The organism is Synechococcus sp. O70.1, from assembly GCF_047462215.1.
GTDB lineage: Bacteria > Cyanobacteriota > Cyanobacteriia > Thermostichales > Thermostichaceae > Thermostichus.
Window position 1 is genome coordinate 103093 of sequence record NZ_JANSIT010000007.1, and the last position, 14459, is coordinate 117551.

General features: G+C 59.6%; 14 protein-coding genes, 1 tRNA gene and 2 pseudogenes. 8 read left to right on the forward strand and 9 right to left on the reverse strand.

All coding sequences use genetic code 11. From position 1 onward, the window contains the following. Nucleotides 1–5: 5 nt before the first annotated feature. The 4 genes and pseudogenes from NW833_RS06120 to NW833_RS06135 all read right to left on the reverse strand — a co-directional run bounded on the left by NW833_RS06120 (nt 6) and on the right by NW833_RS06135 (nt 3230). Entirely contained in the window at nt 6–143 is a 138-nt protein-coding gene (locus tag NW833_RS06120; protein WP_414411892.1) for a hypothetical protein, read from the reverse strand. 18 nt (nt 144–161) lie between these two features. Continuing rightward, a pseudogene (locus tag NW833_RS06125) lies at nt 162–239 on the reverse strand (S-layer homology domain-containing protein); the annotation flags it as partial. 120 nt (nt 240–359) lie between these two features. Continuing rightward, nucleotides 360–1400 carry an NADP(H)-dependent aldo-keto reductase gene (locus NW833_RS06130; protein WP_414411893.1) on the reverse strand — a complete coding sequence of 347 codons (1041 nt, stop codon included), beginning with the start codon at nt 1398–1400 and terminating at the stop codon, nt 360–362. A gap of 57 nt (nt 1401–1457) precedes the next feature. Next, complete coding sequence (locus NW833_RS06135) at nt 1458–3230, reverse strand: hypothetical protein (protein ID WP_414411894.1); 1773 nt, start codon at nt 3228–3230, stop codon at nt 1458–1460. A gap of 462 nt (nt 3231–3692) precedes the next feature. Here NW833_RS06135 and NW833_RS06140 point away from each other — a divergent pair, with 462 nt between their 5' ends. Then, nucleotides 3693–4817, forward strand: coding sequence for a PP2C family protein-serine/threonine phosphatase (locus NW833_RS06140; RefSeq protein WP_414411895.1), 1125 nt, complete (start codon nt 3693–3695; stop codon nt 4815–4817). 4 nt (nt 4818–4821) lie between these two features. On the opposite strand, the gene NW833_RS06145 is transcribed toward NW833_RS06140, so the two are convergent. The 4 genes from NW833_RS06145 to NW833_RS06160 all read right to left on the reverse strand — a co-directional run bounded on the left by NW833_RS06145 (nt 4822) and on the right by NW833_RS06160 (nt 6960). After that, nucleotides 4822–5118 carry a BolA family protein gene (locus tag NW833_RS06145; RefSeq protein ID WP_414393014.1) on the reverse strand — a complete coding sequence of 99 codons (297 nt, stop codon included), beginning with the start codon at nt 5116–5118 and terminating at the stop codon, nt 4822–4824. A 64-nt stretch (nt 5119–5182) separates the two neighbouring features. After that, nucleotides 5183–5256 (reverse strand) — tRNA-Met (locus NW833_RS06150). Between the two features lie 104 nt (nt 5257–5360). Next, entirely contained in the window at nt 5361–6620 is a 1260-nt protein-coding gene (locus NW833_RS06155) for a DUF4912 domain-containing protein (protein WP_414393016.1), read from the reverse strand. Nucleotides 6621–6822: 202 nt separating this feature from the next. Then, entirely contained in the window at nt 6823–6960 is a 138-nt protein-coding gene (locus NW833_RS06160; RefSeq protein WP_414406177.1) for a hypothetical protein, read from the reverse strand. Here NW833_RS06160 and NW833_RS06165 point away from each other — a divergent pair. The 3 genes from NW833_RS06165 (at nt 6959) to NW833_RS06175 (ending at nt 10039) form a co-directional block, all read left to right on the forward strand. Further along, nucleotides 6959–7750 (forward strand): hypothetical protein, encoded by a 792-nt coding sequence (locus NW833_RS06165; protein ID WP_414411896.1) that lies wholly within the window; start codon nt 6959–6961, stop codon nt 7748–7750. The two genes, NW833_RS06160 and NW833_RS06165, sit on opposite strands and share 2 nt — an antisense overlap. Before the next feature lie 95 nt (nt 7751–7845). After that, nucleotides 7846–8964 carry a glycosyltransferase family 9 protein gene (locus NW833_RS06170; RefSeq protein WP_414411897.1) on the forward strand — a complete coding sequence of 373 codons (1119 nt, stop codon included), beginning with the start codon at nt 7846–7848 and terminating at the stop codon, nt 8962–8964. 142 nt (nt 8965–9106) lie between these two features. Further along, complete coding sequence (locus NW833_RS06175) at nt 9107–10039, forward strand: DMT family transporter (RefSeq protein WP_414411898.1); 933 nt, start codon at nt 9107–9109, stop codon at nt 10037–10039. Between the two features lies 1 nt (nt 10040). Here NW833_RS06175 and NW833_RS06180 read toward each other — a convergent pair whose 3' ends face one another. Then, the gene (locus NW833_RS06180; protein ID WP_414411899.1) at nt 10041–11159 is read right to left on the reverse strand and encodes an iron-containing alcohol dehydrogenase family protein; all 1119 of its coding nucleotides are present in this window, start codon (nt 11157–11159) and stop codon (nt 10041–10043) included. A 178-nt stretch (nt 11160–11337) separates the two neighbouring features. Between NW833_RS06180 and pilM the strand changes: the two genes are divergently transcribed. The 4 genes and pseudogenes from pilM to NW833_RS06200 form a co-directional block, all read left to right on the forward strand. Continuing rightward, nucleotides 11338–12498 (forward strand): type IV pilus biogenesis protein PilM, encoded by a 1161-nt coding sequence (pilM, locus tag NW833_RS06185; protein WP_414411900.1) that lies wholly within the window; start codon nt 11338–11340, stop codon nt 12496–12498. A gap of 26 nt (nt 12499–12524) precedes the next feature. Further along, nucleotides 12525–13232, forward strand: a complete 708-nt coding sequence (locus NW833_RS06190; protein WP_414411901.1) for a PilN domain-containing protein — start codon at nt 12525–12527, stop codon at nt 13230–13232. Then, nucleotides 13232–13984 (forward strand): hypothetical protein, encoded by a 753-nt coding sequence (locus NW833_RS06195; protein WP_414411902.1) that lies wholly within the window; start codon nt 13232–13234, stop codon nt 13982–13984. Before NW833_RS06190 ends, NW833_RS06195 begins: the two co-directional genes overlap by 1 nt. 233 nt (nt 13985–14217) lie before the next feature. Beyond that, nucleotides 14218–14459, forward strand: a pseudogene (locus tag NW833_RS06200) (pilus assembly protein PilQ); the annotation flags it as partial.

Consider the following 14459-nt stretch of genomic DNA (forward strand, 5'->3'; position numbering starts at 1 on the left):
GTCCGCTAGTTTTCCTGAACCGCTGTTGCGATGGGGGCAGGGGCGAAGTTGGGAACCAGGTTGGCGTCTTCGAAGCCGGCCAGGATAGCGTCGATTTGGCCGGGATCCTCAAGGAGCTTGCCGTCAGTGGCAGCGCAGGTCAAGACAGTGATGGCCTGGGCGCGGCTGGGGACATCGTTGGGGCGAAAGGTGCCGTCCGGGAAGCCGCCGATAATCTGCCGTCCATTGAGCCCGGCAATGTACTAAGCACCCCATTAGGTGCTGATATCAGAAGAGTTGAAGAAGACGAGCCAAACTGCGCACTCAGACAGGGAAACCTTCCAAAAAGTTCTATCCGGCTGCCGGTTTTGCCAGCCGTTTTAGGGGGCAGGATTGGGGTAGCGCTGATGCACTGCCTCGATCTCCACCAGGATCTCAGGCGATAGCTCCACCTCCAGGCAACTGAGGTTTTCCTTGAGCTGGGCGAGATTGGTGGCCCCAATGATGGTGCTAGTGACAAACCAGCGGCTGCGCACAAAGGCCAAAGCCAACTGGGCAGGGGTCAGGCCGTGCCGGCGGGCAATCTGGACATAGGCGGTTACGGCCTCTTCCACATTGGGCTTGCGGTAGCGCTGGCCAAAGCTCTCAAACAAAACCAAGCGGGATCCCGGCGGCTTGGCGCCCCCTAGGTACTTGCCCGTCAGCAGCCCAAAGGCCAGGGGGCTGTAGGCCAGCAACCCCACCTGCTCGTGGCGGCAGACTTCCGCCAAGCCCATTTCAAACGTGCGGTTGAGGAGGCTGTAGGCATTCTGAATCGAGACCACCTTGGGCAAGCCCAATTGCTCGGCCACGTGGCAGAACTCGCAGAGTCCCCAGGGGGTTTCATTGCTCAGGCCGATGTAGCGCACTAGGCCCTCCTGCACCAGTTCCGCCAGCCCCTGCAGTTGCTCAGCAATAGGAACTGTGGGCCGCTCTTGAGAAGGGTCGTAGGCCACGCTCCCAAACAGCGGCACATAGCGATCCGGCCAGTGGATTTGGTAGAGGTCGATGTAGTCGGTTTTTAGGCGTTTGAGGCTACCGGCCACTGCCTGTTTGAGGTTGTCGCGGGTGATCGACAAAGACCCGCCGCGGATCCAGTGCCAGGGCCGACCGGGGCCGGTGATCTTGGTGGCTATGATGAGGCGATCCCGGGGTTGGTGCCGCAGCCACTCGCCGATGTAGCGTTCTGTAGCTCCCTGGGTCTCCGCCCGCGCTGGCACCGGGTACATCTCCGCCGTATCGATGAAGTTGATCCCGTGCTCCACTGCGTAGTCGAGCTGCTCCCAAGCCTCGGCCTGGGTATTCTGCTCACCAAACGTCATGGTGCCCAGGCAGATCTCTGAAACCTGGAGAGGGCTGTGGCCAAGCTGGCGGTAGCGCATGGGGACTCTCGATGGTAGCGCATGGGGACTCTCGATCGCCTAACCCGAGACGTAGCCCTATTCTGAGGCCAGTTGCCTGCCTGTGGGATCCCTCGCCTGCTGCAGGACAGGGACGTACTCGCGGTAGATCTGGTTTAAGATTTCCAGGCCAATGCGGCTGCGACTGTCGGGGGGGCGAGCTTCAATGGCCGCTTTGACCTGTAAAATCGTGCCCACCGGATAGGGCGAGCGCAACTCCTCCTGCTTGCCCAAAAACACATCGGTAAAGTAGTCGATCAGCCGCCGCACTTCCCCCATATCTTTGCGGGAGATCTCCATATCCAAAACAGTGGTCAATTTGGCTCGCATCGCCTGAAAGCTTTGCTGGCTGGTGTTAAGGGCCACCCGCTTGGCCAGGCTATCCACCAGAATTTGGCTGATCTTCTCCACATTTTGAGTCACGATCTCGCGGTGGCGGGCAGCAAAGCGCAGTTGCACTTCATGCAAAAATTGTTCTCGCTCCAGGATTTGGATGCCCTGCTGCTCCAGATCCACTCCGTAGCTTTGCAACTGCTTGTACTGATTCAAAATCCATTGGCTGTAGAACGAATCGGCCAAAACCCGCCAGTAGCCGATGATGGTTGACTCGGCAAAGGGGATGCTCAGCAAATAGGCCTCGCTGGTGATCCAGTGCAAATGCTCGGTCAGGTTGTCCCGGTCTTTCTCGTCCAAGTAGGAGGTGCGCGGTACCCAAGCTGACCCGTACTCGCTTTTCACCTCTACGGGTAGGGAGACCAAGAGGGTGTCGAAAAATTGATGGAGGCTGAAAAGGAGAAACTTCTTCGGATCCTGGAGGCGGTTGAGCAGCTCTTGTTTTTTCTCTTCCTGATATTGAGCTACCAACTGCTGGGCCGCGGCGGCCTGGCTGCGCGCTGCCTCTACATCTTGCCGTAGCTTTTCGATTTCTTCCGTACTCGGCACCTCGCTAGCAGCAGGCTCCCACTCTCCGCTGAAATAACTGCCGCCCGGCCCTGGACTCCCGAGGCTTGCCAGCGGTTCGTCGCTGTCGTTGTCCAGAGTCAGCAAGTGAGAAAGAGCCCGCAGCCGAGCTCGTCGATTGGAAGAGCACAGGGATCCCACCTCCACCGGATCCCGACTTTCCCAGCCGTCCAGCCCACCGATGCGGTAGAGCGTATAGAAATACTTGCTAAGCAGCAGGGCGAGGAGATGGTGGTTTTTGACGTCGTTGTACTCCAAGTAGGCCCGCAGACACAGTTGAAAAGCGATGTTGGGCAGGCTGCGACACACCCCCATGATGTGGGAGTACACCCTTTGCAGGTGGGGCCGAAAGCGGCGTGGGATCGCCTCCGGCCGCAGGCCGCGCAGCCAAAACTCCGGCTGGCGCAGATCTTGGGGGGTGAAGTAAAGGCTTTCTTGCCAGAGCAGTTCGTCCAAGTCGCGGGCAAAAATCGGCCTTAGCTGATCCACGATTTGCACGACGACCGACTCGCTAAAAACCGGTATGACTTTTTCAATACGCAGTTGCTCGTAAACGGAGTACAGCCGCTCGCTGCGAAAGGACTCGATCGAGATCAGCCCCTTCATGGTTCCAATCCGACCGTCGCGCGTAAGAAACTTGTACACAATCTCGGCGGTGGCGTTGGGAGAGAGGATGAGAGTTCCTGTTAGATCAGGGGAAATTTGCAAAGGTCGCAGCAGGCGGCTGGTTTCGCTAAGGCTGAAGCAGCTCCAAGCTGCAGGGTTAAGCACCACCGACGATAAGCTGGCCAGCCATTGCTTCTCGTCCAGGTCTTCCAGACGAATCTCCCCCTCGAGGGCTCCAGTTGGCATGGGCGGCGGGGCGGTGCGTCCATCCTCAAGTGGAGAAGAAGATAGCCATCGTGGAGATGCACTCATGGGACACCACCCCAACGCGAGGGAGAAGGGACTGTTAGACGCTCTCGAATCTGCAGGTAGACTATAGAAGAAAGTATTCCCAGGTAGGTGTGATCTGCATCTCCCAAGGGACTTGGCGACTCTCCCTGGCGGCAAAGGGAAAGGGCATCCTGGAAGGTCTCTAGCCCCATTCTTCAGTATCCTGAGAAAGTTAGTTTCTGGGTAGCGGGCAATTACGGTTTGGGAGCGTCAGAGAGAGATAAAGGAGATTGCGGAAGCAACCTCTACTACTGCTAGCGGGCTAACTGGCGGCAACTCCCTCCTTGCGGGTTAGCGACCGGATAAAGCGAGTGAGGAGAGGGGCGTTCTGGCAGAGCGCCTGAACGCGGTTTCAGCCTCGGGGATAGGAGGGCAGGGATGACGACTATTCTGATTGTTGACGACGATCCCACCATTTGCTTGCTGTTGAAGCGATCCCTGGAGCAGCAAGGCTACACCGTCGAGATAGCCAGCAATGGTTCGGAAGGGCTGGAGAAGGCCCACCTTCTAGCCCCGGGGCTGATTATCTGCGACTGGATGATGCCTGATATGGATGGGCTGGAAGTCTGCCGGCGCATCAAGGCTGATCCCAAGTTTTCCACCACCTTCTTCATTTTGCTTACCGCCCGCACCGAAGTCGAAGACCGCATTCAGGGCCTAGATGCTGGGGCAGACGAGTTCCTCAGCAAGCCAATCGATCCCAATGAATTGCGAGCGCGGGTGCGGGCTGGGCTACGCTTGCACCAGCTCAGCCATGACCTGCAGCAGCAAACTGCTCGACTGCGGGCGGAGTTGGCCGAAGCAGCTAGCTATGTGCGCTCGCTTTTGCCCAAACCGGCTCACTTCCCCCTTCACCAGATAGCGATTGAGTGGTGCTTTTTGCCCTCCCAGGAGCTGGGGGGCGATTCGTTTAACTACCAGTGGCTGGACGAGGATCACCTAGCTATTTACCTTCTGGATGTCTCAGGGCACGGGGTGGGATCCGCCCTCTTGTCCGTGTCGGTGGTGAACCAGCTGCGCTCCCAGAGCCTGCCCGACACCGACCTGCGGCAGCCAGATGCGGTGTTGCGCGCCCTCAACCAGTCCTTCCCAATGGGATCCCACCATGACATGTACTTCACCCTCTGGTATGGGGTTTACCAGCCGGGATCTCGCTTGCTTTCTTTTGCCAGCGCTGGCCACCCCCCCGCTCTGTTGGTTGCTCAATCGGATCCCATCCCCCTAGAGCTGAAGACGCCCAATTTGCCCATTGGCGTTTTGCCCGAGCAGGACTTTGCCAGGGACGAAGTGCGGATCCCGGCGAACAGTTGTCTCTACGTGTTCAGCGACGGGGTTTACGAAGTGTCCAGCTCGGAAGGGATCTGGGGGATAGAGAACTGGAAGTCGTTCCTAGGCGCCCATGCCTGCATTGGCGTCGATCACGTTCTGCAACACATCCAATCTTTCCGCGGCAGGGCGGCTCTTGAAGATGACTTTTCTCTGCTCCGTATCAGCTTTGGCTAGTAGCTCAAGAAGGAGGGAATGGGGATGATTGAAGAGCTGAACCGGGATCCGCCCCCTGAAGCTCCTCCCACTGGCTAGGAGTAAAGGTACGGAGAGCTAGGGCATGGAGACGGCCATCCTGAAGGTAGGGCTTCAAGGCCTCGTTCACCAGCCGGTGCTGTTGGATGAGGGACAGGCCCTGGAACTGCTCAGCTACAACAACAGCCTGAAAATGGTTGCCATCGCCCACTGTATCTTCTACGTGCACTTTGGCGCCGGGTAGGGCAGCCTGTATCAACGCCTCGATTTCCCGCGAATCCATGCGCCGTCTTCCTGGCTTCGGCCCAAGAAACGTAAAGAAGCTCTCCTCCTATTTGCAGATATTATAGCGGGGACTGGATTTGAACCAGTGACCTTCGGGTTATGAGCCCGACGAGCTACCAGGCTGCTCTACCCCGCGTCGTTCTTCTACTCTAGCCTGCTTCTTCCAGGGTCGGCAAGTCCTCGGCTACCGACCAAAAAAAATCCCCCTGGCAACCAGGGGGAAGGGCAAGAGCAGAACCTCTAGGGCAGCAGTTCCTCAAGGGCCTCCTCTTTGGTGTTGGTGCGGCGAGAGAGGGTGCGGCGATCGAAGGTCATGTGGATCTCGCGGGTTTGCTCGCCGTCGGCAGCTACAGCAAAGATGGGAAAATCGATGTTGCCGTCGGGGAAAGCCATGTGGAAGCGGAAAGTGCCATCAGGGTTGAGCTGGATCTTGCGCCCCCCGATGGTGACGGTGGCATCGGGCTCCGTGGCTCCATAGACGATGAGTTCGGCATCGGCCACCAGCCAGAACTTACGGGAGCGCCGCGGTAGCACTTCGGAAGCGCCCGAGAACAGCCCCAACCCCGAGCCAGAGGCCATCCAAGGAGCAGCAGGCACTTCTGCCATGCCCATCATGCCCACCCCGGACGGAACGATGAACGAGCTGATGGCCTGCTCCGGCACCAGTTGGTGGCTGCCAAACAAGGATCCCGCTACTCGCATCGCCTCGAAAGCCCCCACCATGTCCAGGAAGGGATCCGCTGTCCTCTCCCGCTGCGGCTCGTCGCCTTTGTAGGCCACCACGCCCATGCCGGTAGCGCTGCGCTTGTAGGGCTCGGTGAGCTGGTAGAGGGTGCGGCCCTGGAGGGGCATGTCAAAGGGCACTGTCAGGAAGTGCTCTTCAAACCAGTCAGAAGGGAAGACTGGCGGCACCATCACCGCCGCCGAGCGGGCCAACACGAGCCAGCGACCATCCGCCGTCCGGTAGCCAATCTCCACCAGGTAGGAGCGATCGCTCACCGGGATCGGCAGGTACCATTCCCGCGCCAACTCGTCGCAGGGGTACTCCTGCATGCTGTGGGCCGGCTGGCGGTCGAAATCGATATCCGTTACGTCATAGAGGCGCAGCGCCAACTGCTGACCTCCCTCGCGGCGCTTGCTCTCTTTGGCCTCGTTGGGCACATCCCAGTAGGCGTAGGCCCACTGGGGATCCCGCGGCAGCAGAACAATGCGGCTTTCGCCATAGCCACCTGGCAGATCCCCTAACCCTTTATCCACATCGGCCAGATCCGGCTTGCTGGCAACCTCCGGACCCACAAACTTCGTTTGGGTAACCGATTCTTGCCCGCTGGGCGCTGGCATGGTATCGACAGGGCGCCCAGACTTAGCTTTGGCCTCCCGAATGGCCTCGATAAGCTGGTCTTTGGTCATGCGGCTGTACTTGGGGATCTGATAGCGGGCCGCTTCTTCCCGCAACTGCCGGATGGTCATTTCTTCTAAGGGGATCCGCTCTGGTGGCATGGTCGGGGCCTCCTCTCCTCAACAAATCGGGCTTGTGCCCACACTCAACTGGCTAACCGATAAGGCTGATCCCAGCTTGCGGCTAAGCGCAACCCCTGACCTACTGGGGTGACAGCCGGCTTTGCGTCTTCCAACCGCTGATGACTACAGGTTGGGATCAGCGGGGATCAGTAATGATGACCCTATGTTCACGTATTTCTTCCTATTGGTCAAGAGCTTGGGGATCGCTGGGGATCAGAAAGAAAGGAGGACTGCGCGCGATCCCCTGCCAAACCACCCCCGCCTGGATAGCATGGGGGAACGAGCGGCTGCGGATTTTCAGGCCAAGAGGTGTGGGCATGAGAACTCAAGGCGCAGGGATCCGGATCAAGGCGGCAGCCCTGGGACTCCTGGCAGGGGGACTTGTCTTGCCGGGGGAAGCGGTCGAGGCGCAGACACTGTTTCCTCCCCTCCACCGCCTGCAGGGGGGATCCCCTACCCCAACCCTTGAGAAACAAGAAGCGCCCTGGCGTTCGGTCACTCCCGACCAGCTATTTCCTGACGAGAACGCAGGATCAGAAGGGCCGATTTTCGATTTGGACTTGTTGCGCCAGTTGGACATGAGCGCCGGCGGCGGTGGCTTGGGGTCTGGGCAAGGGGGAGTAATCGGGCCTGGCAGCGGCCAGAGCGGGGTGCGCGGCTCCAGTCCTGGCTCAGGGGTGGGCACAGGCCAAGGGCCAGGGGGTGGAACTGGCCTGGAGGCGGGATCCCAGCGGCCCCAGCCCCAGGTAACAGGGCTGCTGGTCGATGCCCGCGGCCTGGACTTTCTGCCCAGCCAGTCGATGCGCCTTTTGGATCCCGATGGCAACCCTGTTTACCCGCCCATCAACCTTGGCCAGGATCTCAACGCCGCCTTTGTGGGCAGCGAGGGCACAGCTGCCTACGCCACCTCGGAAGAGCAGGCCCGCTGGTTAGTCAACCGCATTGGGGAGCGGCCCCACCGCATCCGCGCCCTGCGCACCTTGGGCTATGACCTGGTGATCTCTGCCGAAGATGCCTTCAACTTGCGCCGGATGAACGCCGCCGATGGCTTTCTGGATCGCTTTGCCGTGGTGGTCATCTGGGATGGCAGCCAAGCCAGCTTGCCCTAAGTCTAGCCCCTCCCCAAAACCTGGCTGGGAGGCTGACCTGGGGATGCTAGCCTAGCGAGAGGGCTCTACACCACTGACCCAGACGGCATAGCCCTATGCAACGGTTTGCCAACCAACCCCTGCGGGAACGGCCACATCTAGCGGTATTTTCTTCCAGCAAGGTGGGCAACTTTGTGGTCACCATCCCCCTCTTGCGTGGCCTCAAGGAAAAATACCCCGGCTGTGTGCTGGATTTTTTTGGCAGCGAAATTACCCGCGACTTTGAGCTCCACTGCCCCTACATCGACTTCAGTTTCCCCCTCTACAGCCGCCGCCCCGATTACCTCGAGGCCCTAGCGGCCGCTGTGCGGGATCGCGTGGCCCAAGCTGGTCCCTACGATCTGGCCATCAATTGCGACGAGTTTAGCGAGCTCAACCTGGTAGCGGTAACGGCCCTGCGACCCCAGTACATTGCCGGGGCTGGCCTGACCTTGGATTTTCGCCGCAAGTTGGATCCCGGCTCCGACCCGGTGCAGCGCATGCTCCAGGACGACGACTGGAACAGCCTGGAGTTTTTGCAGCGCTACAGAGATATCCTCACCAGCAACTACATTGCCGAGATCTTCTGCCGCCTGGCCTACGTAGAGACGGATTTCTTCCGCCTAGAGCTCCCCAGCCGGGATCCCGATTTTCCGGTGCCGGAGGTTCTCGTACACATCACCACCACCCGCCGCGCCAAGATGTGGCCGCTTGAATACTGGCGCCAGGTAATCCAGTGGTGCCAGGGCCAGGGCTTGCAGGTGGGGCTAGTGGGCAGCGCCCCCGAGCTACAGCGATCCCTCTACCACGGCGACGGCGAGGAGCAACTGCTGGCTGAAACGGGGATGATTGACTTGCGGGGCAAAACCACCCTCCTCGAGCTGGCGGGGGCCCTGAAGCGGGCGCGGGTCTGTATCTCCGTGGATGCGGGGCCAATGCACATTGCGGCAGCTGTAGGCTGTCCCACCATTGCTCTATTTGGCAACGATGCCGACGGCGATGGAGCTAGCCCCGTGCGACTGTGGGCACCTCGCTTGCCCCATGTTTACGTTACCCAGACTTCCTATAAATGTCGGGTCTGCGCAGAAAACAAGTTCAAAAACGAAGCCTGCCTAGTGGAAGGCCACCCCTGCATGGTTCACCTCAAGCCGGAAACGGTCATCGGCTACCTCAAGGAGATTCTCAAGAAAAGCTAGGGATCCCGTTTTGCCCTGCCCCTTGGAGCAGTCTGGTAGACAGCAGAGGGTGCCTAGGAGCGCAGGCTGGATCCCCGAAAGTCTGGCTAAGCTGAGAGTTTGAGGCCGAAAACTCTGTCCCTAAACCATTTGGGTGTGAGCTGTGACTCCAGGGAGGAGGTACAGCCATCAAGGGAGCCGCCTTGCTGAGCAAAGAAACCAGAGGGCTTGGCAAGGAGTTGCCCTAAAGCTGCTAGCCACCTTTTGCTTTGCCTGCTTGGGGGTAATCATCCGGCTCAACACTCCCGCCCTACACCCTTTTGAGATTGTGTTTCTGCGCAACCTCTTCGGGTTTCTTGCCCTGGTACCGCTGCTTTTGCGAGCAGGGATCCACTCTCTGCACACTGCCAAGATGAGCTTTTACCTCCTGCGCTCGGCAATTAGCACCCTGGGAATGCTGCTTTCCTTCTGGGCGGCCAGCCTGTTGCCTTTGGCAGAGGCCACGGCCCTGAGCTTTGTCCAGCTTTTGTTTGCTGGCATGATGGCGGTTTGGGTGCTGGGAGAACAGATGCGCCCCTCGCGCTGGCTGGGTTTGGGCTTAGGAGTTGTCGGGACTTTGGTGATGCTGAGGCCGGGCTTTCGCGAATTCTCTTTGGGCACAGGGCTAGCCTTAGCGGCGGCGCTTCTTTTTGGCTGGGTGATCATCGTGCTTAAGATCCTCGCCCGCACCGAGTCCAGCCTCACGATCACTGCCTACATGGGCCTGTTGCAGACTCCCCTTTCCTTCTTGGCTGCCGTTTGGGTTTGGACCTGGCCTTCGCCGGAGCAGTGGCTGTGGATGGTGGCGATGGGGCTGTTGGGCAGCCTTGGCCAGGTGGCCCTTGCCCAAGCCTACAAGCTAGCCGACGTAACGATGCTCCTGCCTTTGGATTTCTCCCGCCTCCTCTGGGCTAGCCTGCTCGGGTTCTGGGTGTTTGCCGAGATCCCGGATGGGTGGACTTGGGTAGGCGGAACCCTGATTTTAGCAGGCGTCACCTCCGCGGCATACAGCGAGGCCCGCCAAGCCCGTAGTAGGGGAGTCTGCCAAGGACAATGACTTACACCCGTGGCAGGACGGGGCTGGAGCTGGTCACGTCAGTGGTGGTGAGGGCCACCAGCAGGGCTTCGGGGCTAACAGGGAAGGGCAGGTGGTGGATATCCGATCCCGGCTGGCAGGCCACTTGGGCAGCGTGCAGCAGCTCGGCGGATCCCAGGTGGCCTAGGTGCAGATCCCGCAGGTTCAGGGGCAGTCCCACCTGGCGGTAGAACTCCAGCAACTGAGTGCGGGCCGCTAGCGCCAACTGGCTTCCCTGCAAGATCTCCTCCAGGCGGAGCTGGGCCAAGATGCCAAAAGCCACTTTCTCCCCGTGCAGGGTGGCCCGGTGCCCCCTCAGATGAGTAAGGCCATTGTGGACAGCGTGGGCGGCCACGGTGCGACACTTGGCCCCTCCCAAGCCGCCGACGATCCCCGCTAGGCAAATGCAGGCATCCACCACTTGCTTCCAAGCAGTTCCGCCCGGCTCCCTCAAGGCCGCCAAGGATTGCTGGAACAGCAGATCCCGCAGGACACGGGCTTGTTGCACAGCAGCAATCACCAAGGCCTCTTCCGAGTTGCCACTGCTTACAGAAGACTCGTACCACTTGGCCAAGGCGTCTCCGATCCCGGCCACTAGCGTGCGCGCTGGGGCTTGCAGAATGAGCTCGTAGTCCAGGATCAGGGCAGCGGGAGCTTGATCCAAGGCCACATCCCGCTGAAAGGCGCCTGCATCGGAGTAGATGTTGGACAGGGCACTCCAGGCAGCACAGGTGGCGGCAGAGGTGGGCACCGTTACCACTGGGATCCTCAAACGATGGGCCACCAGCTTGGCCGTGTCCAGCGCCTTGCCGCCTCCTACCCCCAAAATGCCGGTTACCGATTCTGCTGTGGCCAGTGCCTGCAGGCGAGCCAGCTCCGACTCACTGCAGTCAACCCCGTAGGTAGTCCAGTAAACCTGGACGGCGGGATCCCGAGCAAAATTGCGCTTCAGGGGCAGCTCTGCCACGGCCAGGGATCGCTCCCCCCCAATGACCAACACCCGGGATCCCAGAACCGTCAGAGGTACAGTCCCCAGAATGCCCCTGCCCCGGTACAGGCGGGCCGGCGCTGGGATGGCTAGGTCAAATTCACAAGTTCTCATTCCCAAAAGGGGCAATTACAGACTACGATTCTAGCCGCCAGTTCTGCCTTTCCCACCTCAGGTGTAGTCACGGGCAGGCCTCGCCTGCTTAGAAGGGGTTGAAGGGAGGGTCTGCTATCACAAATCTTTGCCAGCAGTCAACTACGAGTGGTGGTAACCCCCCAACAGATTGGGTAGTATGCGTCTAGCAGTGGCGCAGAGGGTGGGGTTTCCCAGCGTGTTCGACTTCTTTGGCGGTTTCAAAGCCCAAACCATGCTTGGGGTGGAGATTAACCCCGAGCGCATCGCCGTTGCCCAACTCAAAAAGCAGGGTAGTGGCCGCTATCGGCTGGCTCACTACCACACCGTGGAAATGCCCGAGGGGGCGATGGCCGAGGGGCGCATCCTCGATCCCAACACCGTTGGCCTGAGCTTGGCTAACTTGCTCAGCGAGTACAAGGTGCCCACCAACTTGCCGGTGGCAACCGCGGTGCCGGCGCGGGAGGCCATTGTTCGCCTCCTTCGCCTACCGGCTGATCTGCCTGCCGATGAACTGCGGCGGGTGGTTTTGGAGCAGGAGGCGGAACTCTACATCCCCTACCCGCGGGATCAGGCGGATGTGGACTACCAACCCCTGGGCCTTGACCTTTCCCAGGATGGCATTGAGCGCATCGAGGTGCTGCTGGTGGCAATCCCCAAGGAGGTGGTGGACAACTACCTGGCGGTGCTGCAAGCAGCCAACTTGAAAGCGCGCTGTGTGGAGCTGGCCAGCTTCTCCCTCATTCGCACCATCCGCGACCAGCTCCTCCAGTACAGCCCTCAAGAGGCAGTGTTGCTCAGCTCCATCGGCTACGACAGCAGCGAGATCAGCATCTTGGTCAACGGCATCCCCCAATTTACCCGCACGGTTAACATCGGCACTGTCCACATGCGGCAGGTGCTGACCCAGTCTCTCAGTTTGCCCTTCAGTCGCACTGGCGAGCTGTTGCGAACTCTGAGGTTACCCCTGCTCAACCCCAACGAGGTTTTGCTTGGCGGTGGGCAGGCGGTTTCCAGCAACCCAGGCGTGGCCGCAGTGGCGCGTGTTGTTACCGACTTGGCCGATGAGCTGAAGCGCTCCATTGACTTCTTCACGAGCACGGAAAGCAACTTCCCCGTGGTGAAGGTCTTTCTGGCCGGCTCCGGGGCCAGTATCGGCCAGGTGGATGCTTTCCTATCTCAGTCGTTGGGCATGGCTGTAGAGCTGGCGGATCCTTTTGGCAACATCCTTGTGCCGGATGCCATCGAGGTGCCTCTAGAGGAGCGCCCGGCGATGGGAGTAGCTTTGGGTCTGGCCATGCGGGAAGCCGGCAAGGGATGACCTGCAATACCTAAGCGAGGCGACAGATGTACACCCCGGAGATCAACTTTCTTAAAGAAAGACCGGAAGTTCCCGCCGCCGTCCAGACAGGGGCAGAGGCAATAGCTGCCCCACCCACTGCCGCAGGAGTGGGGAGCTGGGCCCTGGCCCTTGGCCTGGGGTTTGCTGCGGCTGCCGTGGCCATGGGGGGTTTTTTGTATTTCCAGGCCCACTTCTTGCGCCAGAGAGATGCCCTAAGGGCAGAGCGAACCCGCCTCGAAGGGGAACTCAGCACAGCCAATGCCGAGTTAACCCGACTCCAGGGCCTCAGCCAAGAATTACAAACCATTCGCGCCCAGACGGAGGGCTTCCGCTCTTTCCTGGGATCCATCCAGCCCTGGTCAGCCATTTTGGAGGAAGTGCGGCGCCGGATCCCTGGCCAAGGGGTGTGGATAACCAACATCAGCGCTTCTGGGGACACCGTAAACATACAAGGAGAGGCGCTGGATTTTCCCTTGGTGAACGACTTTTTGCTCACCTTGCTGGATTCCAACTTCGTAACCAGCGCCGTTCTCAACAGCGCCTCTCGAGCGGAGGGCACACCTGAAACTGAAGCCAGCGTTGCTTACAGCATAACAGTTACTGTTCGGACTATCGGGGATCCCGACCCAGAGTTTACCCGTGAGCTGGAACAGCGGGGAGCAATAGGCCTAGTTGAAAAGATCCGTACCTTGCGTCAAGCGGAGGCGAACTGATGACTGGCTCGCTGGAAAGTTTTCACGATGAACAACTGATGGCACCTCCAGCAGGGCCGCCGGTACTGCTGGGTGTCGAGCTAACTCCCATTCGCATTGGACTTCTGATTGGAATCTTGGGTGTGGGCATGGCGGGCTTTCTGGCCTTCACCCAACTCCGTCCTCTGATCGAAGAAGTGCAAGCCTTGGAAAGAGAGGTGGCCCAAAAAACCAGCCAGTTGCAGGAGGTGCAGGGCCAGATTGCCAGCTTGCAGGATCTGCCCAACCAGATCGAGAGGGCTCGCGGGCAGCAGCAACAGCTCAGCGCTTTGTTTGCTACTCCTGAGAATGCCGACACTCAGCTGATCGATCTCAACCGCCTGGTGCAGGGGCAACCTAACAGTCAGTTGCTCAGTTTCAGACCTTCTCCTTTAACGCCGGCTTCTTCGGACAACCCCGAAGTGCCCGCAATCATTGCTCCAGCCATCCAGGTGCAGACCACGCGCGTCACAGTGCAGGGTCCCTACGCCGACATTATCAACCTCATGAGAGACATCGAGCGTTTTCGGGCTCTGTTCCGCGTGGGCAACCTCTCCCTCAATCCCGTTCAAGGGAGGGGGGAGCTGAACGTCGCCTTCGACTTGACCGCCTATTACTACAACAAAGACATTCCCTTGGGTACTGCCCCTGCGCCCGAAGGACAACCCTCCCCTGCACCAGAACAGCCCGCCCCTACTCAATCTGAACCAGAGCAGCCAGCACCCGGTCAATAGGTCAGCCTGAACCCTGCTTAGGCTCTGGTGGCTGACAGCGGGCTCTGTCGCAAGGGGCAACCCAGAGGTGAGGGACATCTATCTAGTGTGACTGTAGGGAAGATTGGAGAAAAAAGCCTCTACAGGTAGTGGCAAAAGCCAAAATTTCGGCTTTGATTAGGGAAGCACGGCCTAGACCTGTGCTGAAGGTCAAGCGGGAACACGCTTAGACAAGGGAGTGAGGGGTGAGGATCATGAGCCGTCGAGTTGCTTGGGGATGGGCATTGAGCTTGATCCTTTCTCTGCCCCTGTTGGCCGTAGAAAGCCGGCCTGATGAGGCTGCTGCCCAACAATTGACCTCCACCCATCCGCAAAGCCTCAGCCGTATCACCGATATTCGGCTAGTGCCCCACGGCAACCGCATGAGACTGGAGATCCAAACCACGGGGGGCGCCCGTCCGCAGGTGTTCTTTACCCAACAGGGCCGGTCTTGGAT

Coding starts and splice junctions, on each gene's coding strand:
- NW833_RS06140 (WP_414411895.1), top strand. CDS start 3,693: ATGACGACTATTCTGATTGTTGACGACGATCCCACCATTTGCTTGCTG.
- NW833_RS06130 (WP_414411893.1), bottom strand. CDS start 1,400: ATGCGCTACCGCCAGCTTGGCCACAGCCCTCTCCAGGTTTCAGAGATC.
- NW833_RS06195 (WP_414411902.1), top strand. CDS start 13,232: ATGACTGGCTCGCTGGAAAGTTTTCACGATGAACAACTGATGGCACCT.
- NW833_RS06160 (WP_414406177.1), bottom strand. CDS start 6,960: ATGCCCACACCTCTTGGCCTGAAAATCCGCAGCCGCTCGTTCCCCCAT.
- NW833_RS06180 (WP_414411899.1), bottom strand. CDS start 11,159: ATGAGAACTTGTGAATTTGACCTAGCCATCCCAGCGCCGGCCCGCCTG.
- NW833_RS06145 (WP_414393014.1), bottom strand. CDS start 5,118: ATGGATTCGCGGGAAATCGAGGCGTTGATACAGGCTGCCCTACCCGGC.
- pilM (WP_414411900.1), top strand. CDS start 11,338: ATGCGTCTAGCAGTGGCGCAGAGGGTGGGGTTTCCCAGCGTGTTCGAC.
- NW833_RS06155 (WP_414393016.1), bottom strand. CDS start 6,620: ATGCCACCAGAGCGGATCCCCTTAGAAGAAATGACCATCCGGCAGTTG.
- NW833_RS06170 (WP_414411897.1), top strand. CDS start 7,846: ATGCAACGGTTTGCCAACCAACCCCTGCGGGAACGGCCACATCTAGCG.
- NW833_RS06165 (WP_414411896.1), top strand. CDS start 6,959: ATGAGAACTCAAGGCGCAGGGATCCGGATCAAGGCGGCAGCCCTGGGA.
- NW833_RS06135 (WP_414411894.1), bottom strand. CDS start 3,230: ATGCCAACTGGAGCCCTCGAGGGGGAGATTCGTCTGGAAGACCTGGAC.
- NW833_RS06190 (WP_414411901.1), top strand. CDS start 12,525: ATGTACACCCCGGAGATCAACTTTCTTAAAGAAAGACCGGAAGTTCCC.